Annotated in this window: 21 protein-coding genes; 9 read left to right on the top strand and 12 right to left on the bottom strand. The window is 61.8% G+C overall.

Going from position 1 to position 25,118, the window contains the following annotated elements; genetic code table 11:
• Window positions 1-33 precede the first annotated feature (33 nt).
• Entirely contained in the window at window positions 34-936 is a 903-nt protein-coding gene (locus tag B9G99_RS04615) for a DMT family transporter (protein WP_086620946.1), read from the top strand.
• On the opposite strand, the gene B9G99_RS04620 is transcribed toward B9G99_RS04615, so the two are convergent.
• Window positions 922-1,935: a LacI family DNA-binding transcriptional regulator gene (locus tag B9G99_RS04620; RefSeq protein ID WP_086620947.1), complete on the bottom strand. Its 1,014-nt coding sequence runs from the start codon at window positions 1,933-1,935 to the stop codon at window positions 922-924. The two genes, B9G99_RS04615 and B9G99_RS04620, sit on opposite strands and share 15 nt — an antisense overlap.
• 151 nt (window positions 1,936-2,086) lie before the next feature.
• On the opposite strand from B9G99_RS04620, the gene B9G99_RS04625 reads away from it, so the two are divergent.
• The 4 genes from B9G99_RS04625 to B9G99_RS04640 all read left to right on the top strand — a co-directional run bounded on the left by B9G99_RS04625 (window position 2,087) and on the right by B9G99_RS04640 (window position 7,906).
• Window positions 2,087-3,454 (top strand): MFS transporter, encoded by a 1,368-nt coding sequence (locus B9G99_RS04625; RefSeq protein ID WP_086620948.1) that lies wholly within the window; start codon window positions 2,087-2,089, stop codon window positions 3,452-3,454.
• Window positions 3,455-3,495: 41 nt separating this feature from the next.
• Window positions 3,496-5,763: a glycoside hydrolase family 3 C-terminal domain-containing protein gene (locus B9G99_RS04630; protein ID WP_086620949.1), complete on the top strand. Its 2,268-nt coding sequence runs from the start codon at window positions 3,496-3,498 to the stop codon at window positions 5,761-5,763.
• 75 nt (window positions 5,764-5,838) lie between these two features.
• A complete protein-coding gene (locus B9G99_RS04635; protein ID WP_086620950.1) occupies window positions 5,839-6,900 on the top strand; it encodes a PA0069 family radical SAM protein in 1,062 nt (353 codons plus the stop codon).
• 28 nt (window positions 6,901-6,928) lie between these two features.
• Complete coding sequence (locus B9G99_RS04640; RefSeq protein WP_227875929.1) at window positions 6,929-7,906, top strand: zinc-dependent alcohol dehydrogenase family protein; 978 nt, start codon at window positions 6,929-6,931, stop codon at window positions 7,904-7,906.
• Window positions 7,907-8,013: 107 nt separating this feature from the next.
• On the opposite strand, the gene B9G99_RS04645 is transcribed toward B9G99_RS04640, so the two are convergent.
• From B9G99_RS04645 to B9G99_RS04655, 3 genes are all read right to left on the bottom strand, one after another.
• Complete coding sequence (locus tag B9G99_RS04645) at window positions 8,014-9,117, bottom strand: Gfo/Idh/MocA family protein (RefSeq protein ID WP_086620951.1); 1,104 nt, start codon at window positions 9,115-9,117, stop codon at window positions 8,014-8,016.
• A 107-nt stretch (window positions 9,118-9,224) separates the two neighbouring features.
• Window positions 9,225-10,439: a GGDEF domain-containing protein gene (locus B9G99_RS04650; RefSeq protein ID WP_158521440.1), complete on the bottom strand. Its 1,215-nt coding sequence runs from the start codon at window positions 10,437-10,439 to the stop codon at window positions 9,225-9,227.
• 214 nt (window positions 10,440-10,653) lie between these two features.
• Window positions 10,654-11,325, bottom strand: a complete 672-nt coding sequence (locus B9G99_RS04655; RefSeq protein WP_086620953.1) for a hypothetical protein — start codon at window positions 11,323-11,325, stop codon at window positions 10,654-10,656.
• Between the two features lie 211 nt (window positions 11,326-11,536).
• Between B9G99_RS04655 and B9G99_RS04660 the strand changes: the two genes are divergently transcribed.
• Both B9G99_RS04660 and B9G99_RS04665 read left to right on the top strand, forming a co-directional pair.
• Window positions 11,537-11,896 (top strand): translation initiation factor, encoded by a 360-nt coding sequence (locus tag B9G99_RS04660; protein WP_086620954.1) that lies wholly within the window; start codon window positions 11,537-11,539, stop codon window positions 11,894-11,896.
• Between the two features lie 2 nt (window positions 11,897-11,898).
• Window positions 11,899-12,318 (top strand): YbaY family lipoprotein, encoded by a 420-nt coding sequence (locus tag B9G99_RS04665; protein ID WP_086620955.1) that lies wholly within the window; start codon window positions 11,899-11,901, stop codon window positions 12,316-12,318.
• On the opposite strand, the gene B9G99_RS04670 is transcribed toward B9G99_RS04665, so the two are convergent.
• The gene (locus B9G99_RS04670; protein ID WP_227875930.1) at window positions 12,308-13,174 is read right to left on the bottom strand and encodes an NAD-dependent protein deacetylase; all 867 of its coding nucleotides are present in this window, start codon (window positions 13,172-13,174) and stop codon (window positions 12,308-12,310) included. The two genes, B9G99_RS04665 and B9G99_RS04670, sit on opposite strands and share 11 nt — an antisense overlap.
• A 117-nt stretch (window positions 13,175-13,291) precedes the next feature.
• On the opposite strand from B9G99_RS04670, the gene B9G99_RS04675 reads away from it, so the two are divergent.
• Together B9G99_RS04675 and B9G99_RS04680 are read left to right on the top strand one after the other, a co-directional pair.
• Window positions 13,292-14,206, top strand: a complete 915-nt coding sequence (locus tag B9G99_RS04675; RefSeq protein ID WP_086620957.1) for a nuclease-related domain-containing protein — start codon at window positions 13,292-13,294, stop codon at window positions 14,204-14,206.
• A 128-nt stretch (window positions 14,207-14,334) separates the two neighbouring features.
• Window positions 14,335-15,495, top strand: a complete 1,161-nt coding sequence (locus B9G99_RS04680) for an MFS transporter (protein ID WP_158521441.1) — start codon at window positions 14,335-14,337, stop codon at window positions 15,493-15,495.
• 90 nt (window positions 15,496-15,585) lie between these two features.
• Here the strand turns inward: B9G99_RS04680 and betT are convergent, their stop codons facing one another.
• The 7 genes from betT to B9G99_RS04715 all read right to left on the bottom strand — a co-directional run bounded on the left by betT (window position 15,586) and on the right by B9G99_RS04715 (window position 25,099).
• Entirely contained in the window at window positions 15,586-17,646 is a 2,061-nt protein-coding gene (betT, locus tag B9G99_RS04685; RefSeq protein ID WP_086620959.1) for a choline BCCT transporter BetT, read from the bottom strand.
• A gap of 245 nt (window positions 17,647-17,891) precedes the next feature.
• On the bottom strand, window positions 17,892-18,911 hold the full coding sequence (locus tag B9G99_RS04690) for a LacI family DNA-binding transcriptional regulator (protein WP_158521442.1): 1,020 nt from the start codon (window positions 18,909-18,911) through the stop codon (window positions 17,892-17,894).
• Between the two features lie 73 nt (window positions 18,912-18,984).
• Complete coding sequence (locus tag B9G99_RS04695) at window positions 18,985-20,616, bottom strand: glycoside hydrolase family 13 protein (protein ID WP_227875931.1); 1,632 nt, start codon at window positions 20,614-20,616, stop codon at window positions 18,985-18,987.
• A 182-nt stretch (window positions 20,617-20,798) separates the two neighbouring features.
• Window positions 20,799-22,088, bottom strand: coding sequence for an ABC transporter substrate-binding protein (locus B9G99_RS04700; protein WP_086623289.1), 1,290 nt, complete (start codon window positions 22,086-22,088; stop codon window positions 20,799-20,801).
• Between the two features lie 2 nt (window positions 22,089-22,090).
• Entirely contained in the window at window positions 22,091-23,209 is a 1,119-nt protein-coding gene (locus tag B9G99_RS04705; RefSeq protein ID WP_086620962.1) for an ABC transporter ATP-binding protein, read from the bottom strand.
• Window positions 23,210-23,249: 40 nt separating this feature from the next.
• On the bottom strand, window positions 23,250-24,092 hold the full coding sequence (locus tag B9G99_RS04710) for a carbohydrate ABC transporter permease (protein WP_086620963.1): 843 nt from the start codon (window positions 24,090-24,092) through the stop codon (window positions 23,250-23,252).
• The gene (locus B9G99_RS04715; protein WP_227875932.1) at window positions 24,089-25,099 is read right to left on the bottom strand and encodes a carbohydrate ABC transporter permease; all 1,011 of its coding nucleotides are present in this window, start codon (window positions 25,097-25,099) and stop codon (window positions 24,089-24,091) included. Before B9G99_RS04715 ends, B9G99_RS04710 begins: the two co-directional genes overlap by 4 nt.
• Window positions 25,100-25,118: the final 19 nt, after the last annotated feature.

A 25,118-nucleotide genomic window follows, 5' to 3' on the forward strand; every position in this document is an offset into this window, starting at 1 on the left:
GCTCGTCCTTGCCCGACATTGACAGGAGCCTGCGTGCCGCTTCGCGATTTCTATCTGGTGCTGGCCGTCATTTTGATCTGGGCGTTCAACAACATCATGATCAAGCTCGGCCTTGGTGAGATGCCGCCGCTTTTGATGACCACCCTGCGTTTTGCCCTGGTGGCAGTGCTGATCGTACCCTTTACCCGCATCACGCGCGTGCAGCTGCCGCTGGTGCTCAAGCTCGCCGCCAGCTTCGGCCTGATGCATTTCGGTTTTTTGTTCATCGGGCTCAATTACGCCGAAGCCGGTACCGGGGCACTGCTGGTCCAGCTGGGCACACCCTTTGCGACCATTCTGGCCGCCATCTTTTTGAAGGAGCGTCTGCGGCTGAAGCCGGTCATCGGCATGCTGGTCTCCTTTTCAGGTGTGGTGGTGCTGGCCGGCGGCCCCACCCTGCCCGGCCCGCTGGCGCTGACACTTCTGCTGTTGAGTGCGCTGGGCTGGGCGATTACCAATCTGCTGGTCAAGACCGGCCCGGAGATTGAGCCGCTGACCATGGCCGGCTGGCTGTCGATGTTTGCCATCCCGCTGGTCGGCATGGGCTCGCTGCTGTTTGAACAGCATCAGTGGATGGCGATGACCGAGGCGGGCTGGCGGGGCTGGGGCGCGGTGGTCTACAGCGCCGTGATGTCCTCGATTCTCGCCTACGGCCTTTGGAACACCCTGCTGCGGCGACACTCGGTGTCACGTCTCATCCCGTTGTCGCTTCTCACTCCGCTGGTGGTGGTTCTGCTGGGCATCCTGATGCTGGGTGAGAGCCTGGCGGTCAGCAAGCTGATCGGGGGCGCCCTGGTGGTGGGAGGGATCGCCATCATCAATGTCAAGCGGCCCAGAAAAGCGCCTCATGAGGCTGTCCTCGATGATGATGCCCCGCTGCCTTCATCGAAGAAGTGATCGATCCCTCACCGGCCCGACCGTGCCGCGCTCGATCAGCGTCGGTGTGAAAGGCGTCGAGGGCGGCAGCGAGGCGCCCGCCACCAGTCTGATCAGCCGCTCGGCGGCCTCCTGTGCCATCTCCTCGAGCGGCGCGTGGATGGTCGTAAGGCCTGGCACGACATGTCGGGCGCAGGCTTCATTGTCATAACCCACCAGCGACATGTCGCGGGGAACCGAATAGCCCTGTGCCCGCAGCACTGACATGGCCCCCAGTGCCATGTCGTCGTTGCCGGCCACTACGGCGGTCACGGGCACTTCCCGGGTCAGTAGATCGATCATGCCCTTCTCCCCGCTGCGTTCGGTGAAATCGCCCTCGATCAGGGCCTGCTCATCGATCGCGATGCCCTGCTCACTCAGGGCTCGTCGATAACCCGCCAGTCGTCCCGCGGCGTCCTGCTGGTGCAAGGGTCCGGTCAGACAGGCGATGTGTCGATGCCCCTGATCGACCAGGTGCCGCGTGGCCAGATAGCCTCCGTACTCGTTGTCCAGATCGATGCAGTGCGCCTCGATTTCCAGCACCCGACGATTGAACACCACCAGCGGCGTTGTCGTGGCAAGCGTTGCCAGTGCCGCATCGGACAGCGCATTGGCATGCACGATCAGCCCGTCACAACGCCGTCCGCGCAGGAAATCGACGGCGTCGCGCTCGCGTTCAACCTCCCCCCCGCCGCTGGCGACCAGCAGAGAGACATTGGCACGGCGCAGCGTCGCCTCCAGCGTCATCATGACCCGTCCCATGAAGGGGCCGGCCAGATGCGAGATGACAAGCCCCACTCCGCCCAGCCGATTGGACGCCAGCGAGCGTGCAAAGGCATTGGGGGCATACCCCATCGCCTCGATGGCGGCTTCGACACGGGCACGGGTCTCGGCATTGACCGGCACCTCGCCCTTCATGACGCGGGAGACCGTGGCAGGAGACACACCGGCAGAAGCGGCAACCTCGCGAATGGTCGGCATAATGTTGTCCTCTGGATGATTCGGCTACTTGACCAGATGCCACGCGTCACGGCAAGCGCCCTGCTGCCATACCCGCGCTGCCCTTTCCGTTGACGATCCTGAGGCATTCCCTGCCAAGGTCGCATGGTGCAATGATCATTGAGACGTCACCATGAAACCGGTTTCATGGACGCCCATCGACGACAAGGATGTCTCAATGCTGAACGTGCAGGAGAAGCTGAGCTACGGGCTGGGTGATTTTGCCAGCGCCTTCACATGGGCCTCGCTGTCGCTGTATCTGATGTACTTCTACACCGACGTCTTTGGCATCAGTCCGGCGCTGGTCGGGACGCTGTTTCTCGTTACCCGACTGTGGGACGCCGTGACGGACCCGGCGGTAGGCCTGATGGCCGATCGTACCCATACCCGCTTTGGCCGGCTGCGCCCCTACCTGCTTTTTTTCTCGCTGCCGCTCGGCGCCATGCTGGCCCTGACCTTTACCACACCGGCACTGAGCGAAAGTGGTCGCATCATTTACGCCTTTGTGACCTACATCGCCCTGATGGGACTTTATACGCTGGTCAATATTCCCTATTCGGCGCTGCCGGTATCGATGACGACCGATAACGACGAGCGTCGTCAGCTGACCAACTACCGCATGCTGCTTTCCTATATCGCCTTCGTGCTGATCAGCTACGGCACGCTGCCACTGGTGGGGCTGCTGGGCGACGGTGACGAGCAGCGCGGCTTTGCCCTGACCTATGCCCTTTACGGCGCCATCACCTTTGTTGTGTTCCTGCTGACCTTCAAGGGCGTGCGCGAGCGCTATGTGGAAGGCGACAGCGCCAGTCATCCACTCAAGAGCTTTGGCCACATTGCCCGCGCCCGGCCGTTCTGGATCATGTTTGCCACCAGCATCCTGATTTTCACCCTCATGCTGATGCCGGACTCGGCCGCCATCTACTTTTTCAAGTATTACCTAGGTGAGGCGTCTTCCGTCTCGCTGTTTCTGGCCACGGGCTACGCCAGCATGGTAGCGGGCGTGATCTTCAACCAGCTGGTGATGCGCCGCTTTTGTAAGCGCCGCGTGATGATCGGCGCCAATCTGGCCTACGGCGTTGCTCTGGCGAGTTTTTTTGTCGCCGCCGACCATGGCCCGGCGTTCTACTTTGCCGCCTTCATGGCCGCCAAGTTCATCAACGGCATCATCGCTCCGACCATGTGGGCCATGGTGGGCGATATCGCCGACTACGTGGAATACAAAAGTGGCCGACGCGCGACCGGCACCACCACCAGCGCCGTCACCTTCAGCCAGAAATTCGGCATGAGTATCGGCGGCCTTTTGACCGGCGTGCTGTTCAGCACCTACGGCTACATCCCCAATACCGAGCAGAGCGAGACCGTACTGGTGCTGATCAAATCCATGATGAGCGTGCTTCCAGCGGCGGGCGCCCTGGGCGTGGCGGCCCTGATGTTCGTCTATCCGCTGAATGATCACCGCATGGCCGATATCCGCACCGCCAAACCCACGGCCGCCTGAGTCATTCCCCTCTCCATTCAAGCGACAAGGACACCCGGCACATGCGCGATGTAAAGACACTGATCGAACAGATGACGCTGGAGGAGAAGGCCGGACTTTGCTCGGGCGATAACTTCTGGCGCACGAAAGCCGTTGAGCGTCTGGGTATCCCCGCGATCAACCTCGCCGACGGCCCGCACGGGCTGCGCGCACAGGGCGAGGAGCAGGATCATCTGGGCGTCAACGACAGCAGGCCGGCAACCTGTTTTCCTACCGCCGCCGGGCTTGCCAGCTCGTGGAGTGTCGAACGACTCGAACAGCTCGGCGCCGCGCTGGGCGATGAGGCCCGGGCAGAAGGACTGCACGTCGTGCTGGGGCCAGGCGCCAACATCAAGCGCTCGCCGCTGTGTGGGCGCAACTTCGAATACTTCTCCGAAGATCCGCTGCTCTCCTCGCAGCTGGCCGCCGCCCACATTCGCGGTACGCAGTCGCGCGGCGTGGGCAGCTCGCTCAAGCACTTTGCGGCCAATAATCAGGAACATCGCCGCATGTCGGTAGATGCCCGGATCGACGAGCGCACACTGCGCGAGATCTACCTGGCAAGCTTTGAACATGCGGTGAAGGAGGCACACCCCTGGACGGTGATGTGTGCCTATAACCGACTCAACGGCGACTACTGCAGCGAACATCAAAGGCTTCTGACCGATATCCTGCGCGATGAATGGGGCTTTGAGGGATTTGTCGTCTCTGACTGGGGCGCGGTCAACGAGCGCGTGTCGGGGCTTGAGGCCGGTATGGAGCTGGAAATGCCCGCGCCGGTCGGCGAGCGCGATGCACAGATTGCTGCCGCCGTCCGAGAGGGCCGTGTGGAGGAAGCGGTGCTGGATCAGGCCGTCGAGCGGCTTTTGCGCATCATCTTCAAGGCCCACGATGCTCGCCCTGAACACGCAGCATTCGACGCCGAGGCCCATCATCAGCTCGCCCGTCATATCGCACGCGAGAGCATGGTACTGCTGCAAAACGACGGCACCCTGCCGCTGAAAAATACCCAGCGAGTAGCGGTCATCGGCGAATTTGCCGAGCGCCCGCGCTATCAGGGCGGCGGCAGCTCTCATGTCAACGCCACCCGTGTCGAAACCCTGCTGGAGGCGCTCGAGTCCCGCGATGCCCGCTTTAACTATCTCAAGGGCTTTGAGATCGACCGCGATGCCTCCGATCAGCAGCTCGAGCAGGATGCAGCGACCGCCGCCGTCCACGCCGACGTTGCCGTGCTCTGTCTGGGCCTGCCCGAGCGTCACGAGTCCGAAGGCTATGACCGCACGCATCTGAACCTGCCAGCCAACCAGCTCACCCTGATCGAAGCCGTCACCCGCGTACAGCCCAATACCGTGGTGGTGCTGGCCAACGGCGCACCGATCGCGATGCCCTGGGCCGGTCAGGTCAACGCCATTCTGGAAGGCTATCTGGGGGGACAGGCCATCGGTGCAGCGCTGGCCGATCTGCTCTACGGCGAGGTCTCACCCAGCGGCAAGCTGGCCGAAACCTTCCCGCAGCGTCTCGAAGATAACCCGGTCCATCTCAACTTCCCGGGCCAGGGCGATGTGGTGAACTACGGCGAAGGCATCTTCGTTGGCTATCGCTACCATGACACCCACGACGTCGCACCGCTTTTCCCCTTCGGTCACGGCCTGAGCTACGCCCGCTTTGACTACGCCAGCCTGACGCTCTCTGCCGATACCTTTGACGGTCAGGACACCCTGACGGTAGGTGTGGATATCACCAACAGCGGTGATCGCAAGGCCAGCGAGATCGTCCAGCTCTATCTGAGCGATCAAACGCAGACCGTACCGGTGGCAGCACAGGCGCTGCGCGGTTTTGACCGGGTGACGTTGGCACCCGGGGAAACGAGTCGCGTTGAGCTTGTGCTCACACGCCGTGACTTCTGCTGGTATGACGCCGAGCGCGCCGACTGGCGAATGCCCACCGGCACCTTCGAGGTGCGCATTGGCGCCTCCTCGCGCGATATTCGACTCACACAGCGTCTTGAGGTGCAGGGCGACGCCACGCCGCTGCCGGTGATCGATCGCAACACCCTGCTGGGGGATCTCAAGGCGCATGACGGCGCCGTTCGCGTTCTGCGTGAACATCTCGCCGACATCGCCGATGAGCTGCCCATGCTCAATGCCCTGATGGGCCGGGAGGGCAGTGACGATCTGATGAATGCCATGGGGCACTACCTGCCGCTGCGCGCCATCATCTCCTTTTCCAGCTTCACCGAGGCGCGGCTTGAGAGGCTGCTGAAGGATCTCGAAACGCTGGCGTCACCATAACAGGAAAGCCCGGTATGGCTTGGGTTCTCTCCAATATAGCTGTATATTTAAACAGTATTCAGAGAGAGCCTTGTCATGTCGGGTGGACCCATTATCGGCCGCGGTGCCAGCGGCAACCTGCATCACCGCTTCGATCGCACACGCATCGAGGTGGTCGATGATGGCTGGTGGCAGGACGATGTCCCTGCCAGCCGGGCCACCGAGGTGCGCCTGGAACAAAGCCGCACGGCCATCTCGCGCAACCAGTCACCGGACATGCCCTTTTCCTCGTCGCTCAATCCTTATCGGGGCTGCGAGCACGGCTGCATCTACTGCTTTGCCCGGCCCTCGCATGCCTACTGGGACCTGTCGCCCGGTCTTGATTTTGAAACGCGCCTGATCGCTCGCACCAATATGGCCGCCCTGCTGGCCGAGGAACTTGCCCGCCCCGACTACGTCTGCGAGCCCCTGGCCCTTGGCGCCAATACCGACCCGTATCAACCCATCGAACGCCAGCACCGGCTGAGCCGACAGCTGCTCGAAGTGCTGCTGCGTCATCACCACCCACTCACGATCACTACCCGCAGTGCGCTGATCCTGCGCGATCTGGATCTGCTCGAGTCGCTGGCCCACCAGCGGCTGGTACGGGTCTTTATCAGCTTCACCACGCTGGAGGCGGATCTCAAAAGGATCATGGAGCCACGGGCGGCCTCACCCGGAGCGCGTCTGAAAGTGATTCGCACCCTGCGCGCGGCAGGTGTTCCCGTCGGCATCATCACCGCGCCGATGATTCCCATGATCAACGATATGGAACTGGAAAGGCTTTTAAGGGCCGGGCTCGAGGCCGGTGCCACCAGCGCCGGCTATACGCTGCTGCGCCTGCCCCATGAAGTGCGTCCGCTGTTCGAGCAGTGGCTGCGGGAGCATTTTCCCGAGCGCGCCGAACACGTCATGAGCCTGATCCGCCAGTCGCGAGGCGGGCGCGAGTACGACAGTCGCTTTGGCCATCGCCTGCGGGGTGAAGGCCCCTTTGCCGACCTGCTCGCCCAGCGTTTTCGGCTGGCCATTCGACGCCTGGGGCTCAATCGACGCCGTGAGGAGGAACGCCTGGATACCACCCGATTTGCACCGCCTCATCAGCAGATCAATCTGTTTTAACCACAATAATTCGAAAGGAGGACACGTCATGACCGCTGCCAACGCGCTCGCCGATATAACGGTCGACATGCCGGACCCCGCGCTGTGCTATCACCGCTTTGGCTCACCGCTGGAGGTCCTGCACCTTGAGCCACGACCGGATGGCCCGCTGATGCGGGAACTCATGCGCGTACGCATGACCTGTGCGCCGGTGAACCCCTCCGACCTGATTCCGGTGACCGGCGCCTATCGCCATCGGATCACCCCACCACTGGTGGCCGGTCATGAAGGCGTGGGGGTAGTGACCGAGGCCCACGGACCGTGGCAGGCACTGGAGGGCCAACGAGTATTGCCGTTGCGCGGCGTTGGGACCTGGCAGCAGTCGCTGGACTGCGCTCCGGAGCTGGCCATTCCCGTACCCGATGACATCCCGGATCATGTGGCGGCGCGCGCCTGGATCAACCCGATGACGGCCATGACCATGCTTCAGCGCTGGCCGGTCGAGGGGTGTGATGTGCTTCTGACCGCTGCCGGCTCAAACTGTGCTCGCCTTCTGGCCCAGTGGGCGCTGTGCTGTGGTGCCCGCTCGGTCACCGGTATCTGTCGCAGTGACCATCACCGTGAGGCGCTGACGGCCATGGGTGTCAATGTGCTGAACCAGAAAGACCATGCTGCCATTGATGCTGCTGCCGGACGCGCACGGCGCATCCTTGATGCCACCGGAGGCCGACTGGCCGACCGACTGCTGTCTCACATGGCGCCCGATGGCCTGTTTGTGACCTATGGCCTGCTCTCCGGCATCCCCATCAGCTCACATCACATGGACGCCCGCATACGTCACTTTCATCTGCGCGATCACATTGCCGGGCTGGATCGCTATCAGTGGCAGGAAAGCTTCAAGACACTCTGGGCCCTGCTACGTGACATCGACATGCCGTCAACACGGGAGTTCAGACTTGCCGACTGGCGCCAGGCATTGATCTGGCACGACAGTCATCCCGAGGTGAAGCCCATGCTGACCTTCTGACCATGGCGACCTTCGAATAAAAGGCCGACATGAAAAAGGGCTGCCCGAGCGGGCAGCCCTTCTGACCTGTCAGGTCATGATCGATCTAAAACGCCATGACGGCAGGCTCACTCCCCGCTGATGGTCTCGACGCTGACCACTTCGGGGGGCTCAACCGGCGTCAGGCGACGCACCTGATCCGGTTGAATACGTTCACGATAGTCGAGCGGCTCGATCGACTGCGGCTGACCGGTCTCCAGTGCCCGCTCGATGGCCTCCAGAATGCGCACGTCTCGCAGCCCTTCTGTCCCATCGGCTTCGGGCGCGATGTCGTTAAGGATGCAGTGGGAGAAGTAGTCGGTCTGCCCGCCAAACTGCTCGACCGGCCCCGGCGAATGCGCCGTGGTCTTGCCCTCCACGCTCAGGTCATAGTCGATCGACACGCCTGGCCCGAACATGTAACTGGGGCGCGCAAACAGAGCCCCGCGCTCGCCGACCACCGAAAGATGGTTGTGCCCGCTGGTGGCGTAGCTGACAAAGAACTGGGCCAGTCGCCCCTCGGGGAAGCGCAGGCTGACGGTCACGCTGTCATCGCAGGTGTAGTCGCGCCCGGGTTTGTTGTCGCTCATGGCGCTGACTTCGACCGGCTCGGCGCCGAACAGATGGCGCACCGCATTGATCGGATAGGCGCCCATGTCAGGTACCGGCCCGGCCCAGTAGCCATGCAGGGCGCGGTGGTTTTTCGGGTTGAGATCCTGGGTCAGTTGAGAGGAAAACGTGCGCGGCGCACCGATGGTGCCTTCGCGCATGTGCTGGATCATCTCCAGCGTGCCCGGCTCGTGATGCAGTCGATAGGCAATCATCAATTTGGCACTGCTGCGCTCGGCCGCCTCGATCATCGCCTCGCAGTCTGCCACGCTGGTCGCCATCGGTTTTTCCAGCAGTACGTGAATGCCCGCTTCCAGTGCCGGAAGGGTGTCCTGGCGATGACGAAAGTTGGGTGTGGCGATATAGACGGCATCGATCTCGCCGGAATTTAAAAGCGTCTCGTACTCCTCGTAGCCGTAGACCTTGAGGTTGTAGCGCTTGCCCAGCACCTCAGCCTTTTTGGGATCGCCGGTGACCAGTGCCGTCATTTCCGAGTTGTCGCTGGCCTTGATCCCCGGCATGAACGCGCCCTGTGAAATTTCTCCACCGCCGACCACGGCGTAACGCACCTTTCCCTGTGCCATGTGAGCTCCTCTGATGTGTTCGTAAATGACAACGATCCCATCAAGTCTGGCGCAAGGTTTCGAGTCTGTCAGGCAAACCGGCAACCTCCAGTAACATCAGGGCAGGCTCAACCGGTTCGGTGGGCATTCATGTCAGGTCGGGTCAGATCCTCGATACTCACCTGATTACGCCCGGCCTTCTTGGCACGATACAGCGCAGCGTCAGCAGCCTCGAAAAGCATCTGGACATCCGACGACGTCGGACATCCCAGCACCATGCCCACGCTGATTGTCATGACACCGGCCGTTCTGCTGTGATGATGAACCAGTGCCAGACGCTGAACGCTGGCCCGCAGACGCTCGGCATAAAGGGGCAGCTCATGATGGGTGATCCCCGGCACGAACACGGCGAACTCCTCACCGCCCATTCGTCCGACGCGTCCCGGCGGCCGTGCTGCCTCTGCCAGCGCCCGGGCCACACGCCTGAGCGCCTCATCACCGGCGCCGTGGCCATAGTGGTCGTTGTAGGCCTTGAAATGATCGATATCGATCATGGCGATGGCCACCCGCGCCCCGGACGTCAAACGATCAAGATCCCCTGCAATGCCGGCATTCAGCCCGCGCCGATTGGCCAGCTCGGTCAGAGGGTCGAGTGCTGCCAGACGCGCCAGCATGTCGCGCTGTTCGGCCAGCTGACGCCGTCGCAATCGCTCACGCTCCATCAACAGAAACTGTCGGCGACGGTCGCTTTCCAGCGCCCGATTGGCAAAGATGGCGGGACCGATGATCACGATGGCAATCATCAGATTATGCAGCTCAAGCGTCGGGTATCGGAGCGGTCCATGGGCGACCGCTACCGCCTGAATCAGAACCACGACAGAGGCCAGCACCGCCACCAGTGACCGCGGCAGCGCCATGCTGATCACCATGAACATCAACAGGGCGTAGCTTGCAAAGACAAAGCCCAGCGCATCGACGGATTCAGAGAGCACCACAAGCAGTGCCAGCAGGCCCACCACCAGCAGATGAAAACTACAGGCCACGCACTGCTGTCGTATCAGCGAGCAGCGGGTACGACGGAGCCAGTAGAACACCACAAGTCCGAGCGGCAGGATAATGGCCAGACGAAAGATCAGCGCCAGCTGAAGCCGATCAGGCACGGCGAAGGCGTCGCCCAGTGCAAAGGCGACATAAAATCCTGTTCCAAGGAGTACGGATTTCGACAGGGCGCGGCGACGCACGGCCAGGGTGTCGTCGGCAAAGGCGTCCTTCAATTCAGCCGGTATCAGAACCCGTCCCCTGCCTTCCAGGGCCCGATCCAGCTCGGTGGCATCATCCTGCATGGTGGTTTCCGTTGTCCGCGATACCGGCCTGCGACGCCCGGGCGCGTCGCCACTGCCGTAACGGGCGTACTCTCCCATTATGGGACAGCCCTGCCGGGCCGAGTGATTCAGGCGAGTAGAACTTATCGACCGGGTCGATGGCGTCCTTGAGCCGCTGAATCACAGGCACAAAAAAGCCCCGCCGAAGCGGGGCAGGACTCAAACAAAATCAGGTTTAAAAGGTATATTCGATACCGATGACGGCGACCGGATAGATGTTGTACTTGTTGAGCTCGTCAAGCGCATCATCTTCGGCGTCAGAAGCATAGGACCGAGCGGCAGGCGCCAGGGGGGAGTTGGTGATCGGCCCTCTGGCATTAACCGACACCGACGGGTCAATCAGGAATGCACCGGCTTCAGCATAAAAGCCCAACCCCTGCCTGGAGCTGTTGCGCCACCCAATACCCAGATAGGGCTCAACACCGTCAGAAAGCTCGGCCTTGCCATCCAGATAACCAAAATCGCGAGGAATAGTGATGTCTTCTCCCTGAAAATCTACAGAGGCACGTCCTATTGCATTGATGCGAATATCGGGCCTTACAGCACCTGCAGAAAGGAAAAAGCCGCTATTGACCCACGGATAGACATCCAGCTTCAAGCTATAGACGTTGATATCCACTTCCCCTTCGTAATCAACGTCATTAACGGATTGATCCAGATCGTCATAATTGTAGCCGCTATAGCCGGCCGTCAGGGCAAAGTGATCATGAAAGCGCCAGCTCACATTGGCACCCAGACCGGTCGTACCGGCGGTGCCGGCCACTGACCAGTGCTCTTCGGCGTTGGCGGCGGCGCTGGTCACCAGCAGCAGTGATCCGGTAATGACAGCGGTTGCGATACGTCGCATGACGAGCCCTCGTGGAGAATGATCAGGGTTGGGTGCGCCGATTCAGTCGACGTCATTGAATGATCATGAGTTTACCCAGCCCCCCGCTGATCAATTGAACAAAAAGGGCTGCTTTGGGTCTGTATTTCTCACGTGCGGGCGTTCGTGCATTTCGAACGACGTCGCCGCTGCGCTATTCTTGGGGCTTATTGATGCAAGCGGGAGTCGAACAATGTCATCACTGCGCGATCAGTTGAGCCGCAAGGTGTATTCCACTGAAACCGGAGACATGCGCAAGCATGACGAGGACGATGCGCAACGAGCGCAGGAAGCGGCGCGCCTGGCATCGCTTGATGGCATCGTACGTATTCGACGGGAAACGGCCGGGCGCAAGGGCAAGGGCGTGACCACGCTGCATGGCATACCGCTGCCGGCTGATGAGCTCAAGACCCTGATGCAGGCGCTCAAGAAACGCTGTGGCAGTGGTGGGTCGCTCAAGGAGGGGATCATCGAGATTCAGGGCGATCACCGCGATACGCTGCGTGCCGAGCTGGAAAAGCGCGGTTATACCGTCAAGCTGGCAGGGGGCTAAGCATGCAGAACCGCCGTTTTCGATCGCTGCTGGCCGTCGCACCGCTGGTCATGACCGGCCTTCTAGGCGGTTGCTCGCTGTTTGCCGGCGGCCCCGATTTTGCCACGCTTTCAGGTGAAGCCGTCAGCGATGAGCAGGCGCCGATGGCCGATGATGCCCGGCTGGAGATTCGTCTGCTGGACATGACCCAGGGACGCACCACCATCGCCCAGGTCGATCAGAACACCCACGGTCGCTGGCCGGTGCCCTTTGCGCTGCAGTTTGATCGACAGCGCATCGACAGCGACCGCCGTTACGCGCTCAGCGCGGCCCTGCTTGAAGGAGAGAGCACACGCTATCTGACGCTTGAGCCGCTACCCGTGCTGACCCGGGGCGCTCCCTCGCAGCAGGTACGTGTGCCGCTGACCCCGATCACCCCATAAGTCTTGAGCCATCAACGTCTGACAGGCCCTCCAGCAGGGCGGTCAGGCTCTCATCAATGGGCGCCTCACACTTGAGGCTGTATAACGCATCGGCGCGAGTATGCCCCCGGTTGAGGCATGCCATCGGCATTCCCCTTGAAGCGGCATGCCGGGCAAAACGAAAGCCTGAAAACACCATCAGTGATGACCCCACCACCAGCAGGGCCTGACTGTCATCGAGTATCGACATGGCACGTTCAAGCCGCCCACGCGGCACGTTATCGCCGAAAAAGACCACATCGGGCTTTAAAATGCCGTGGCCACAACGCGGGCACTCCGGCAGCCTGAAGGTCGAAAAGTCCACCTCATCAAGATAGGCATCACCATCCGGGGCGATCTCGGCCTCCATGCCGACCCAGTCAGGGTTGAGCGTGGCCAGGTGATCGTGCAGCACATGACGACGCACCAGCAGATTGCACTGCATGCAACGCACCAGATCGGCCCGGCCGTGCAGGTCCACGACACGCCGACTGCCCGCCTTCTGATGCAGACGATCAACGTTTTGCGTAATGATTCCTTCGATGAATCCCTGTGCTTCCAGCGCGGCCAGCGCCTGGTGCGCACGCCCGGGCGTGGCGTGCGCCAGCAGTCGAAAACCGACCAGACTGCGCGCCCAATAGCGCTGACGCCCCAGGTGACTTTTCATGTAGACCTGATGGGTCATGGGCGGTGGTCGCTTCCATTCGCCCTTTTCGTCTCGATAGTCGGGAATGCCACTGTCGGTACTGACGCCGGCGCCTGTCAGAACGCACAGACGAGGATAGCGCCGTACCAGATCAATCAGTGCCTGTTGATCGGCACCCAATACGCTACTCATGATGACTCCTTGCAACCTGACGGCCGAACGCGAAATGGCGTCAGCGAAATTTCTGCCGGGCATGGATGCCAACTCGACAGAACGCTAGACTACCCCTCAACCTATCGGGATAACGTCATGCGCTGGCTGGAATATCTACTTCCCCTGATTTTTCTGACTCCCCTGTTCGCCACTGCCGTCGTGGTGCTCGGCCTTCGCCACCTGTTTCAGGACAGGCCCGGTTTCTCTCCTTCCGGTCATCGGCTCAGACAGTCCGGTAACCGCTTCCGCGAGCGTCTGGCCGAGGCACGCGTCAGACTCTTTCTGGCGGGGGCGCTGGGTCCCATTCTTGCCATCACGCCCTTGATCTACGGCATGGGACGCATGCTGTTTTCGTCCTATCAGGACTGGATCGAATGGAGCATCTACGGGTTGATCACCACGATCGCAGCAATGATCGTGGGCGCTTTCATGATGGCACTTTCCTACCGGATTTCTAATCTGCGCTTGCGGCTGGCTGGCGCCATGAATGTGGCCCATGATCTGCAGCGGCTTTTGCGCGAGCAGCACCAGGGAACCTGTATCTTTCACGATGTACCGGCCGAAAACTTTACCATTGACCATGTCGTGGTCACCGAACACGGCGTCTTTTCCCTGCTGGTGCGCACCCGCCAGCCCGGTCCCGAAACCGCCGCGAACACTCCTCGAACGCTTGGACTCGATGGCGAACGGCTGATCTTTCCCGATCGCGAGGAAACACGGCCGATACGCGAGGCGCAGCGTGCCCGGCGCTGGCTGCAGGAGCGCCTGAGCCGTGAGTGCAGGTGTGACGTCCCCGTCAGGGCCATGCTGGCCATGCCGGGCTGGCGTCTTGAGCGTATCCGCGATAACGAGAGCGTCAGGGTAGTGGGCGATAATGAGCTGGTGGATTTCCTGAAGCGCGTTGAACAGCCAGCACTGCCGCAGCCACTGCATGATGATGTCCTCAAGGCGCTGATTCGCCTGACCGATGATCATCAGACCCATCACGCGCTGTCGCCGGAAGGACGCTAGTCCGGAACCTGCCATCATGCAGGGCAGAAATGCCCTCTTGGCCATCACCACCTTGATGGAGAATGGGCGCGCCTGCCGACAGGAGAATACGGGCCTGCCCTTTTGAACCTTGTGACGAGGAGTGCTTCATGAGTGACCCCGCCGGCGAAAGCGTTACGGCTCATGCGCCCGCCAGCCGCGCCGCCATTGCCTGGTTTTTTGCCCTGTCGGGACTGTCCTTTTCCAACTGGGCGGTGCGCATTCCGGATATTCGTACCCTGCTGGAGCTGTCGCAATCCCAGCTCGGTGCCCTGCTGCTGTGTCCGGTGATCGGGTCGCTGGGTCTGACACTGCTGTCGAACTATCTCAACAACCGCTTTGGCAGTCGACGCATGACGCGTGTGGCCGCCTGCGCCATCGTGGTCTCGCTGGTCCTGATCGGGGCGGCCATGTCCATGTTGACGCTGGGTCTGGCGCTGGTGGTGTTTGGCGCTGGCATGGGGCTGCTCAACATTGCCATGAACGATCAGGCGGCGACTCTGGAACGGCGTTATCGACGCTCCATCATGTCCTCCTTTCACGGCCTGTTCAGCCTGGGCGGCATGGCCGGCTCGCTGGTGGGCGGGGCGCTGGCAACGCTCGGGCTGACCCCGCGCTGCCACCTGCTGCTGGTGGCCGGGCTCTTGATGGTAGGCATTCTGATCGCCCACCGTCATCTGCTGGCCCCACCGCCGCGCGCCGAGCGCCCGGTCGGCGCCCTGTTCGTGCGCCCGAAGGGCCGGGTCTGGCTTTTGGGCATTATCGCCGCAGCCGTGGTCTTTATCGAAGGATCAATGGCGGACTGGTCGGCGCTCTTTCTCACCGAACTGGGCGCCTCGCGCGGGCATGCGGCCCTCGGACTGGCCGTGTTTACCGGCACCATGGCCGTGGGTCGTCTGCTGGGAGATCGCTGGCTGGATCGAGTGGGTGCCGTACGCGCACTCGAGATTGGCAGCGCACTGGCCCTGCTCGGGCTTGGACTGGCCATTGTGGCGGCCAGCCCGATCGCTGCCCTGGCCGGGTTTGCGCTGGCCGGCATCGGCATGTCGACCCTGTTCCCGTGCCTTTTGAGTCTGGCCGGGCGCAACCGGTCGATGTCGCCCTCCGGGGCGATCGCGTCGGTCGCCATGCTGGGCTATCTGAGCATGCTCGGCGGCCCGCCGATGCTGGGCTTTCTGGCAGAAGCCATCACGCTGCACTACGCCTTTGTCGCGCTGGTCGTGGCCGCAGCGCTTGCCATCGCCCTGGCGCGTCCGGCGGCACGGGCCTGAGCCCTCTCCCTGTTTTACAGTGATTTTTCATGAGAAGGGGGCCCGACCATGATGGTCGGGCCCCCTTTATTACCGACAGGCTCGGCCTTGTCAGACCGGCGGCTGCTCGGGACTGTCCGGCATGTTGATACTGCCGGGTTCCATACGGTTGAGATGCAAAAACTGCAGGTGGCGCTCGTACTGATCGAGAATATCGTCGATCACCTGCTGCTCACTGTACCCCATCAGGTCATAGCCCTGACTCCCTTCCAGAAGATGCACTTCAAGACGGTAGTAGTTGCGAGAGGCCTTTTTGGTCCGCATGGCGAAGGCAGGCGTTGCAAACGCGCGTGTCCAGACCTGATAGGTGAAGTTCTGTTCCTCACCGAAATCGACATTGAGCGCAAGATAGTCATGCTCGTTCTGCTCGCCACCGTTGACGTGAACGCCGACATCCTGATGCTCAAGCCGATCCTTGATGGCCATCATGGCCGGGCGAACCCGCTCTTCAAGGAAGCGCTGCGCTTCACTGCGATCCGGGAAATTCATCGCCCGATCAAGACGCTGCTCCCAGTTGCCACGCCCGCCTCGGCTGCTGCCCATGCGACCGGAAAGCGAACCGGCCAGACTCAGACGATAGCTCTCTTCCTTGAAGGCCTCGACCTTGAGCGCCTTGTAGAGCCCCGCCATCATGAAAAAGAGCACGATCGAGAATGGCAGCCCGGTGATCACCACCGCACTTTGCAGGGTGGAAAGTCCGCCGGCCAGCAGCAGTGACAGGGTCAGCACCCCGATCACCGCCGACCAGAGAATACGCATCCAGACCGGCGCATCGCTGCTGACATCCTTGAGAATCGAGGTGAAGTTGGACAGTACCAGAGCGCCCGAGTCTCCCGAGGTGACAAAGAACACGATCGCCAGGATGCTCACGGCAATCGTGGTGACCACCGGGAAGGGATACTCCTGTAGGAAGAGATAGATGCCTGACGGCGGGTTATTCATGACCTGCTGACCGAAATCGGTCGCGCCGTTCATCGCCATATCGATGGCGCTGTTCCCCAGCAGTGACATCCAGATCATCATGAAGGCAATGGGCAGCGACAGGGTGCCGGCCACAAAGGTACGAATGGTGCGGCCGCGGGAGATACGTGCCAGAAAGAGGCCAACGAACGGGCCCCAGGCGATCCACCAGGCCCAGAAGAACAGCGTCCAGCCGTTGAGCCATTCGGTGGGGCGATCAAAGGCGTAGGTGTCAAACGACATCCTCACGAACGAGGAGAGATAGTCGCCGATGTTCATCACCAGCGCGTTCAACAAAAAGATGGTCTTGCCGGCAAACAGCACAAACAGCAGCAGCGCCACGGCCAGCAGGATATTGAACTCCGACAGCCGGCGGATGCCCCGCTCGACCCCGGTGACTGCGGAGATGGTCGCAAACAGCACGATCATCAGCACCAGAATGGTCTGGGTCCAGGCGCTCTCGGTAATGCCGAACATGAAGTTCAGCCCGTAGTTGAGCTGGATGACCCCAATGCCAAGACTGGCCGCAATACCGAACACGGTGCCCAGCACCGCCGCGATATCAACGGCATGACCGATGGGGCCATAGATTTTCTTGCCAAAGATTGGATAGAGCGCGCTTGAGATGGTGAGCGGCAGATTGTGGCGATAGCTGAAAAATGCCAGTGACATGCCGACCAGCGTATAGATCCCCCAGCCCGATAACCCCCAGTGCATGAAGGTCAGCTGCATGGCGTACCGCGCCGCCTCGATCTGATCCTCCGGCGCGCCGGGCGCGTTATAAAACTGCGTCAGCGGCTCGGCCAGGGCAAAGAAGATCACGCCAATACCGATCCCTGCGGAAAACAGCATGGCCGACCAGGAAAAGATATTGAAGTCCGGCCGGGCGTGCTCAGGCCCCAGGCGGATCTTGCCAAAGCGTGAAACGCCGAGAAATATGACAAAGGCAAGATAGATGACAACGGTTAGAAAGTAGTACCAGCCAAAGGTGTTGGAGATCCAGCCCAGAACGGCGTTGATGACCTTGTTGGCCTGTTCGGTGGCGATCATCGCCCATAGCGAGAACACCACAATGCCTATGAATGATCCGTAAAAGACGGTTGGATTGAGTCTGTCCTCTGAAGAGGAGTGACCCCTGGTTGCTTCACTCATGTGTCTTCCTGATTGATATTGGAAATTGGAAGAGAGCCCTGAAAGCGTTTGATGCTGCCTCTTTTCGGTGTTGGTTCAGAGCGACATTAGCCCAGTTTGAACCATCGTTCAAAAAAAAGCTTATCGGAGCACAATATTCCGGAAAGACAGGGTTATCCGAAAAAACGCGCTGGGCATCCTTGCGATGAGTGATTCCATACCGGCAGATGAGGGGTTCGGGCAGTGGCGGCGTCAGGGCACCAGGGTCAGGTATCGCCGTAGATCAGCCAGACCGGCTGACAGATATCGTGTTCGTGACGCTCCCCGGTGACCAGCCGCGCTGCTGTCACACCCTTGGCGTAACTGTCCTGATAGACCGTGGTGAGCATGGGACGACGGTGCTGGCCTTCGGCAATACCATCAAAGCCTGTCAGTTTCAGCTCGCCGGGCACGCTGATACCGCGCTGCTCGGCCAGACTCAAGGCAGTCAATGCCAGACGGTCCGACATGCACAGCAGCAGATCCGGCTTGTCCTCGGCCAGCAGGGTCTCGATGACCGGCGCCGCCGCCTCAAAGGTATTGCCGGCAACGTTCCATAGGGGCACCTGTTCCGGATCATGACCGGCCTCTTCAAGCGCCTGATCGAAACCGGCCAGTCGCTCAGTGGCGACCTGATTGGGCTGAGACCACTGTAATGGGCGCTCGAGCCGGCCTCCGGAGGCGTCCAGTGTCATGCGCAGCGCCACAATGGCCGGGCGCCTTGCACCGCCAGCGAGTGCATGGCGTGCAATGGCCAGCGCTGCGCTGCGGTGATCGATCAACACCGATGGCAATCCCGGCAAGCGGATGTCCACCGTGATCAGCGGCTGTTGCTGATGGCGCAGCAAAGCCATGGTGTTCTCTTCAGGGATCGAGCCGTAAATCAGATAGCCGTCGGCCACGCCGTTGAGCGAAGCGCTCTGACGTTCAGTACGGGATGAGTCCGTCAGCAGCAATAGATGATAGCCCCGGGCGTCCAGCACTTCGGCAATACCCCCCAGGAAATCCCCGGCCACGCGGTCGCCGAGGCTATAGCCCAGACCATCAGAAAGCATCACGCCAATGATGCCGGTACGTCCGGTGCGCAGCGTTCGGCCCTGACGGCTGGGGCCGTCATAACCCAGCGCCCGGGCCGCGGTCAGAATCTCCTCGCGCAGCCTTGACGAAAGCTGGTCGGGCCGGTTGAAGGCATTGGAGACGGTGGCCGTCGAGACGCCCAGATGCGTCGCGACGGCCTTGAGTGTCACGGGATGACGCCTGCTCACATCAGCTTCCACGGCAAGGCGTCACGGTGTGGTATCACGGTCAGGACCGGGCGCTTCAAGGCGTCACCAGCCAGACCGCCGCGTTGCCGGCCAGCTGTCCCTCGCTGACGGCGTCCGGCACGCTTTGAATGGCGACCTCTGCCTCGGGCAGCGCCACCGGCGTCTCGCCCAGGTTGAGCACCACGGTCACGCCGCCGTTGGAAAGGCTCAGCACATCGCTGCGCGGGCTCTCCTGCCAGGTCAGCTCGCCGTGGCCCAGCCCGTATTCGTGGCGCATGGCCAATAGTCGACGATAAAGCTCCAGCGTCGAGGTGGCATTTTCCAGCTGAAGGTTGGCGGCATAGCGGGCATAGTTTTCAGGCTGTGGCAGCCAGCTCTCACCGGTGGTATTAAAACCGAAGGCCGGTGCATCAGCGCGCCACGGCAGCGGTACGCGACAGCCGTCACGACCGATCTGCTCTCCATCGGTGCGATGGAAGGTCGGGTCCTGCCGATAGCGCGCCGGCATGGTGGTGTGATCCGGAAGGCCCAGCTCTTCACCCTGATAGAGATAGGCCGATCCGGGCAGCGCCAGCGTCAGCATGATCAGCGCCCGCGCCCGGCGCAGCCCCAGCGCTTCGTCAGGCTGTTCACCGTCGGCATCAATGCCGTTGGGGCGCGTGCCCGGATGCGACAGCCCCAGCCGTGAGGCATGACGCACGCCGTCGTGGTTGGACATGACCCAGGTGGTGGTGGCCCCGACCGCCCCATAGCTCTCAAGCGAAGTATCGATGACACGGCGCAGCTTGTCGGCATTCCAGGGGGTCAGCAGGTAGTCAAAGTTGAACGCCTGCTGCATCTCGTCAGGACGTACGTAGCGCGCCGTCCGCGCCGGCGGATGCACCCAGGCCTCGGCGACCATCATGCGGTCACGACCGAACTCGGCCAGCACCCGATTCCAGCGGCGATAGATCTCGTGCACCTCTTCCTGATCCCACATGGGACCACGATTGCCGCCCTCGATCATTTCCTGACTGCCCTCCCAGTCCGGCAGGTCCGGCGCCTTGATCATGCCGTGGGCCACATCGACGCGGAAGCCGTCAACGCCGCGCGCGAGCCAGAAGCGCAGCACATTGTCGAACTCCTCGAGCACCTCGGGGTTACGCCAGTCAAGATCGGGCTGGCTGGTATCAAAAAGATGCAGATACCACTCGCGCTCGCCGGGCACCTGTGTCCAGGCAGGCCCACCGAACACGCTCTGCCAGTTGTTGGGCGGTTGTTCACCATGCTCGCCACGCCCTTCGCGAAAGATATAGCGCGCCCGCGCCCGGCTGCCGGAATCCGAGGCCAGCGCCTCCTTGAACCAGACATGTTCGCTGGAAGTATGGTTGGGCACGACATCCACGATGATTCTCATGCCTCTTTCATGAGCCCCCGAGAGCATCGAGTCGAAATCCTCGAGCGTGCCAAACAGCGGATCGACATCGCGATAGTCGGCCACGTCATAGCCGGCATCTGCCTGCGGTGAGCGATAAAAGGGCGACAGCCAGAGCGCATCCACGCCCAGGTTCGCCAGATAGTCGAGCCGCTCGGTCACGCCGGCCAGATCACCGATACCATCACCGCTGGCATCCATGAAGCTGCGCGGATAGATCTGATAGATGACGGCGTCGTGCCACCACTGTGGCCAGGAAGAGTGCTGTGTCATGTCAACTCCAATGGTTGGTCGAATATAGTGCATCCATCATGCTCATGCGACTGCCGACAGGGGGCACTGTCACCCTGCATCGGCCGGATTGACGGCCCTTTCCGCTCTGAATGCGGAGATGGAACAACATTGCCATTCGCTCGAGGGGGCATCGTGCCCTCCTTCAACCGATCATCTACCGCTCACCACTGCCGGCGCTTGAGTCGGGTCAGGGTCTGATCAAGAGTCTCCAGCGCCGCAGCGGGCTCGGCGCGTCCGGAGAGTACTTCGTGCACGTTGTTGAAGACAGCGTTGGACACCCGGGCATAGGCCTCGCCGGTCACTGCCGAAGGACGTGCCACTGCGTTCATCAGCACCGGGCGCAGCACGGTCATGGTGGGATTGGCCGCCACCACCTCGGCATCATCGTAGAGTGCGATTCGGGTCGGGTTCATGCCGTTGTTCAGCGCGTGCTGGCGCTGCACCTCAGCACTGGTCATATAGCGGGCCAGCGAAATCGCGGCCTCGGGCGTATCAGTGTAGCGTGAGACCGCGAAGTTCCAGCCGCCCAGGGTGCTCACCGAGTCGGCGTCGGGGCCGTGGGGCAGCGGTACCACGCCGATCCTGCCGCTCACCGGACTGCCCTCGCGCTGGGCCAGCGACCACACGTAGGGCCAGTTGCGCATGAACACCGCGTTGCCGCTCTGGAACACGCCGCGTGCCTCTTCCTCGGTGTAGTTGAGCACGCCACGCGGGGCGATGCTGCCAATCCAGCTCGCCGCCTCGGTCAGTGCCGCCGTGGCCTGCGGGTTATCTACCGTGATCGCGCCGTCGGTATCAACGATCTGCCCACCGCCGTAGCCGGCGATCCACTCGAGCGCATTGCAGGTCAGCCCTTCATAGGCACGACCCTGAAACACGAAGCCCCACATCTCGTCATGGCCGGCATCGCGCTCGGCCTTTTGAATGCTGGCGGCAGTCTCGTTCATGTCCTGCCAGGTCTCGGGTACCGGACGCTGGTACTTGTCGAGCAGATCCTTGCGGTAGTAAAGCAGACCGGCATCGGTGTACCAGGGCAGTGCCACCAGGCGGCCATCAACCGTATTGGCCTCGATCAGGGCCGGGAAAAAGGCCTCGCGCTCGGCAGGCGGCACGGCCTCGCTCAAATCCAGCAGATGCGGTGCCAAAAGCCCCGGCCAGGCGATATCGACCATCATCACGTCGACGTCCCGGGAATGGCTGTTGAGCAGCTGCTGGAACAGTGCCAGCTTCTCGGTAGTGGCGTTGGGCGTGGTCACCACTCTGACGCTGTGGCCGGTCTGTGCCGCCCAGGCGCGGGCCGCGATGGGGCAGTAGTCGCCGTCACCACCACCGCCACAGGCGATGGCAACCTCGGCGGCCTGCACCCCACCAGTGGCGCCCAGTAGTGCGACCAGCCCAAGCGCCGTGCGCCAGCCACCTCGGCCGGTCGTCGATTGATCAGTGTCCTGCATGCTCATGATAGGGTCCCCTGCGGCTCAGTGACGGATTCATGGTGCGCAAGCGGTGCCATCGCGCGTCCATCACGATCGAAGAGATGGGCATGTGCCGGATCGAAATCGAGCACTACCCGTTCGCCGCGCTTGAACGAGCTGGAGGCCTGAGTGCGACAGACCAGCAGCTCGCCGTCGTCGCGCTCCAGATAGAGATAGGCTTCGCTGCCGAGGTACTCGACATTGACGATCTCGAGCCCTTCGCCGCTTTCACTGGCGGTGGGAATCAGATGTTCCGGACGCACGCCCAGCGTCGCTTCGCTGGCGCTGTCGAGTGCCAGCGGCAGCGTGCGCTGTCCGATGGCGGGAATCTCTACGCGACAGCCCTGCTCGGGAACGGGATGGGCAGTGACTTCGAGGAAGTTCATTTTTGGCGAGCCGATGAAGCCCGCGACGAAGCGCGACGCAGGCCGTTCGTAAAGCTCGCGTGGGGTACCGATCTGCTCCACGTGACCGGCGTTGAGCACCACGATGCGATCGGCCAGGGTCATCGCCTCGACCTGGTCGTGGGTGACATAGATCATGGTCGAGCCCAAACGCTCGTGGAGCCGCGCGATCTCGTTGCGGGTCTGTACCCGCAGCGCCGCGTCCAGGTTGGAGAGCGGCTCATCGAAAAGCAGGATCTTCGGCTCGCGGGCCATCGCCCGGCCGATCGCCACACGCTGGCGCTGGCCGCCGGAAAGCGCCTTGGGCAGGCGCTCCAGCAGACCGTCAAGCTGCAGGATTTTTGCCGTCTGGCGGACCCGTTCGTCCACCGTCTGCTTCTCCTGTTTGACCAGCTTCAGGCCGAAGGCGATGTTGTCGTAGACGCTCATGTGCGGATAGAGCGCGTAGGACTGGAACACCATGCCGATGCCGCGTTCCGGCGGCGTGAGATTGTTGACCCGTTGATCATCAATCATCAGATCGCCGTGAGTGATCGATTCGAGCCCGGCAATCAGGCGCAACAGGGTCGACTTGCCACAACCGGAGGGGCCGACAAAAACGATGAACTCGCCGTTGTCGATCTGCATCGAGACATCATCGATCACCCGGGTGCTGCCAAAGCGCTTGTTGACTCGTTCGAGCGTCAGACCAGCCATAGTTTCTCCTACCCGAAAACGGGGAAAGCAGTGGGAGCATTCAGCCCTTGACGGCACCGGCAGTAAGCCCGGAGACGATACGCCGCTGGAAGATCACCACCAGCACCACCAGCGGTACGGTCACGATCACCGAGGCAGCCATGATCGGCCCCCATGGCAGCTCGTACTGGCTGCCGCCGGAGATCAGCGCGATCGCCACCGGTACCGTGCGCTGCGAATCGGTCAGGGTGAAGGTCAGGGCAAACAGGAATTCGTTCCATGCCGCGATAAAGGCCAGAAGCCCGGTGGTGGCCATCGCCGGCCACAAAAGCGGCATGAACACCTTGGTGAGGGTGACCCAGGGCGAGGCGCCATCCACGATCGCGGCCTCCTCGAGCTCGTCGGGGAGCTGGCGCATGAAGGTGGTCAGAATCCACACCGTGAATGGCAGGGTGAAGATGGTGTAGCTCAGGATCAGTCCACCGGGAGAGTTGTAGAGATCAAGCGTACGAATTACCTCGAACAGTCCCGAAAGCACCGCGACCTGAGGGAACATTGACACCCCCAGCACGATCATCATCACCGTGGTACGCCCGCGAAAGCGCACCCGGCCCAGCGCCCAGGCGGCTGTCAGGCCCAGCAGCAGGGCAATGATCACCACGCTGATGGCAACGATCACCGAATTGCGGATGGCGGCCAGAAAGGTCGGCTGCGAAAGCACCGCCACATAGTTGGAGAAATCCAGGCTATCGACCCAGTAGCTCACCTCGAAGAGCTGGCTGGAGGGTTTCAGCGAGGTCACGATGGCGTAGTAAAAGGGGAAGACAGCGTAGAGCACCAGCACTGCCACCAGCGCCCAGAAGCCGATCTTCAGGGCGACGGCCTTCAATGTGCGCAGTCTCATTGTCCACCTCCCAGCTGGCGACGTCCGAGATAGAGATAGACCACCGTGACCAGCGCGATGATCATGAACAAAAGCGTCGAGGCGGCACTGCCATACCCCACGTCCTGGAACTCCACCAGCTGCTGGCGGGCGTAGATCGACATCGTCATGGTCGAGGCAGCATTCGAGGTCAGCACGTAGATGACGTCGAACACGCGCAGCGCGTCCAGGGCGCGAAAGATCACCGCCACCAGCAGCGCCGGGGTGATCAGCGGCAGGGTTACACGGAAGAACACCCGCACCGGATGGATGCCATCGACCTTCGCGGCCTCGTAGCAATCGCTGGGCAGCATCTGCAGTGCCGCCAGCACCAGAAGCGCCACGAACGGGGTCGCCTTCCAGACGTCGACGATGATCACGGCCCACATCGACAGGCTGGCATCGGCAGTCCACGACAGCGGCGCATCAATCAGCCCCAGGCCCAGCAGCAGGTGATTGATGATGCCGAACTGGTCATTGAGCATCCACGCCCAGATCTTGGCCGACACCACGGTGGGAATCGCCCAGGGGATCAGCATCGCTGCGCGCACCAGGGTACGGCCGCGAAAGTGAGCGTTGAGCACCAGCGCCACGATCACGCCCAGCGCGGCCTCCAGCGATACCGACACCAGCGCGAAGTAGATCGTGTTCCATACCGACTGCCACCACAGTGGATCGGCAAGAATGCCGTACCAGCCATCATCGAAAACCAGATAGTTCTCAAGGCCAATGAACTGCGATCCCTCAAGGCTCGACAGGCTGGCATCGGTGAGGCTGAACCAGAAGGTGCGCACGAGCGGCCAGCCGGCCACCAGCAGCAAACCGATCAGCATCGGGGTCAGAAACAGCCAGGCGGCGCGTACCCGCTGGCGTCTGACCCGGGTGCCGCGCTCGCGACGCGGCGTACCGGCCGGGCCTGCTGCTCCCCCGTCACTCTTCTCGTGACGGGGGCTGTTGGACACCGTGTCATGCGACTCTTGTGCGGTCATGATGTGCTCCTCCGGCGGT

The sequence above is a fragment of the Kushneria konosiri genome (assembly GCF_002155145.1).
Taxonomy (GTDB): domain Bacteria; phylum Pseudomonadota; class Gammaproteobacteria; order Pseudomonadales; family Halomonadaceae; genus Kushneria; species Kushneria konosiri.

Coding starts and splice junctions, on each gene's coding strand:
- B9G99_RS04620 (WP_086620947.1), bottom strand. CDS start 1,935: ATGCCGACCATTCGCGAGGTTGCCGCTTCTGCCGGTGTGTCTCCTGCC.
- B9G99_RS04625 (WP_086620948.1), top strand. CDS start 2,087: ATGAAACCGGTTTCATGGACGCCCATCGACGACAAGGATGTCTCAATG.
- B9G99_RS04630 (WP_086620949.1), top strand. CDS start 3,496: ATGCGCGATGTAAAGACACTGATCGAACAGATGACGCTGGAGGAGAAG.
- B9G99_RS04635 (WP_086620950.1), top strand. CDS start 5,839: ATGTCGGGTGGACCCATTATCGGCCGCGGTGCCAGCGGCAACCTGCAT.
- B9G99_RS04640 (WP_227875929.1), top strand. CDS start 6,929: ATGACCGCTGCCAACGCGCTCGCCGATATAACGGTCGACATGCCGGAC.
- B9G99_RS04645 (WP_086620951.1), bottom strand. CDS start 9,117: ATGGCACAGGGAAAGGTGCGTTACGCCGTGGTCGGCGGTGGAGAAATT.
- B9G99_RS04650 (WP_158521440.1), bottom strand. CDS start 10,439: ATGCAGGATGATGCCACCGAGCTGGATCGGGCCCTGGAAGGCAGGGGA.
- B9G99_RS04655 (WP_086620953.1), bottom strand. CDS start 11,325: ATGCGACGTATCGCAACCGCTGTCATTACCGGATCACTGCTGCTGGTG.
- B9G99_RS04660 (WP_086620954.1), top strand. CDS start 11,537: ATGTCATCACTGCGCGATCAGTTGAGCCGCAAGGTGTATTCCACTGAA.
- B9G99_RS04665 (WP_086620955.1), top strand. CDS start 11,899: ATGCAGAACCGCCGTTTTCGATCGCTGCTGGCCGTCGCACCGCTGGTC.
- B9G99_RS04670 (WP_227875930.1), bottom strand. CDS start 13,174: ATGAGTAGCGTATTGGGTGCCGATCAACAGGCACTGATTGATCTGGTA.
- B9G99_RS04675 (WP_086620957.1), top strand. CDS start 13,292: ATGCGCTGGCTGGAATATCTACTTCCCCTGATTTTTCTGACTCCCCTG.
- B9G99_RS04680 (WP_158521441.1), top strand. CDS start 14,335: ATGAGTGACCCCGCCGGCGAAAGCGTTACGGCTCATGCGCCCGCCAGC.
- betT (WP_086620959.1), bottom strand. CDS start 17,646: ATGAGTGAAGCAACCAGGGGTCACTCCTCTTCAGAGGACAGACTCAAT.
- B9G99_RS04695 (WP_227875931.1), bottom strand. CDS start 20,616: ATGACACAGCACTCTTCCTGGCCACAGTGGTGGCACGACGCCGTCATC.
- B9G99_RS04700 (WP_086623289.1), bottom strand. CDS start 22,088: ATGCAGGACACTGATCAATCGACGACCGGCCGAGGTGGCTGGCGCACG.
- B9G99_RS04705 (WP_086620962.1), bottom strand. CDS start 23,209: ATGGCTGGTCTGACGCTCGAACGAGTCAACAAGCGCTTTGGCAGCACC.
- B9G99_RS04710 (WP_086620963.1), bottom strand. CDS start 24,092: ATGAGACTGCGCACATTGAAGGCCGTCGCCCTGAAGATCGGCTTCTGG.
- B9G99_RS04715 (WP_227875932.1), bottom strand. CDS start 25,099: ATGACCGCACAAGAGTCGCATGACACGGTGTCCAACAGCCCCCGTCAC.